The organism is Amycolatopsis kentuckyensis (genome assembly GCF_002155975.1).
GTDB classification, from domain to species: domain Bacteria; phylum Actinomycetota; class Actinomycetes; order Mycobacteriales; family Pseudonocardiaceae; genus Amycolatopsis; species Amycolatopsis kentuckyensis.
The window spans coordinates 1-1280 of record NZ_MUMI01000837.1; the positions used below are offsets into that span (position 1 = coordinate 1).

Below are 1280 nucleotides of genomic sequence, written 5' to 3' on the forward strand. Positions count from 1 at the left end.
CACGTACTTGCCGAGCACCGAAAGGCCGAGGCCGGAACCGCCCGGGCCGCCGGGGTTCACCAGCATGATGCCCTGGGACTGCGCGGTCTTGTGCTTGATCCGCGAGACCGCGAGGGAGACCTTCGCCCCGCCCGGCTTCGCGTAGTCCATCGGCACTTCGAGGAAGCCGCACTCGGCGCCGTTCTGCTTGAGGCTCTCCGACGTGCAGGGGCCCCAGGCGATCGGCGCGGGGGTGAACTGCACCCCGGGTTCCGCCGAGGCGGCGGGCGCGGCGGCCATCAGCCCGGCCGCGAGCCCCGCGGCGGCGACGGCGGCAACGATTCTTTTCACACTCGTCCTTTTCATCCGCTTTCGACGGCGTTCGCCAGATTTCGACGAAACTACCGGCAACCTTGGACAATCTCGCCGACCGACGCGACTTCCGCCATCCGTCTTTCGTCGGGACCTGCGGTGTCCGCGCGACGCCGGAACTGTCGGTGGCCGGCAGTACGCTCCGGGGCGCCGGAGCCCGACAGGAGGACAGATGAGCGCGGACGAGAGGCTGGTCAAGGCGATCCGCGCCGGGCTGGCGGAGGTGGCCGACCCGGCGAAAGCGCCGGCGATGCAGGCGTACATGAAGTCGGCCATGCCGTTCCGCGGGGTGGCGAAACCCGAGCGCAGCGCGCTGCTCAAGCGGGTCCTGGCCGACCACATATTGACCGATCGGGTGACATTTTCGGCAACCGTCCTCGAGTTGTGGCGAACCGCGGAATTCCGCGAGGAGCGGTACGCGGCCATCGATCTTTCTGGGTACCGGGCTTACCGGCGGTGGCAGGATCCGGACCTGCTCCCGGTGTACGAGGAAATGATCGTCGACGGGGCGTGGTGGGACGTCGTGGACGAGGTCGCCATCCGGCGGATCGGCCCGATCCTCCGTGAGCACCGCGCCCGGATGACGCCGACGATGCTGGCGTGGGCCCACGACGCCGACCTCTGGCGCCGCCGGACGGCGATCATCTGCCAGGTGGGGGCCAAGGAGGACACCGACACGGACCTGCTCACCCGCGCCATCGAGCCGTCGATCGCCGAGCCGGAGTTCTTCCTGCGGAAGGGAATCGGGTGGGCGCTACGGGACTACGCGAGGACGGCGCCGGACTGGGTGCGGTGCTTTGTGGACGATCACCCGGGGTTGTCCGGGCTGTCGAGGAGGGAGGCGCTCAAGCACCTCGGCTGAGGAGCGGTTGCCGGTGGGGCGTGCCGGGAGGGTTGGTTCGCGTGACTGAACGGTCGACACGCGTGAT

At 69.2% G+C, this 1280-nt stretch carries 1 protein-coding gene and 1 pseudogene; one reads left to right on the forward strand and one right to left on the reverse strand.

Annotated features, from left to right (window positions below):
- Positions 1-330, reverse strand: a pseudogene (locus CCN39_RS48505) (alpha/beta hydrolase); the annotation flags it as partial.
- Positions 331-523: 193 nt separating this feature from the next.
- Here CCN39_RS48505 and CCN39_RS48510 point away from each other — a divergent pair.
- Positions 524-1213 carry a DNA alkylation repair protein gene (locus CCN39_RS48510; protein WP_086853981.1) on the forward strand — a complete coding sequence of 230 codons (690 nt, stop codon included), beginning with the start codon at positions 524-526 and terminating at the stop codon, positions 1211-1213.
- Positions 1214-1280: the final 67 nt, after the last annotated feature.

Coding starts and splice junctions, on each gene's coding strand:
- CCN39_RS48510 (WP_086853981.1), top strand. CDS start 524: ATGAGCGCGGACGAGAGGCTGGTCAAGGCGATCCGCGCCGGGCTGGCG.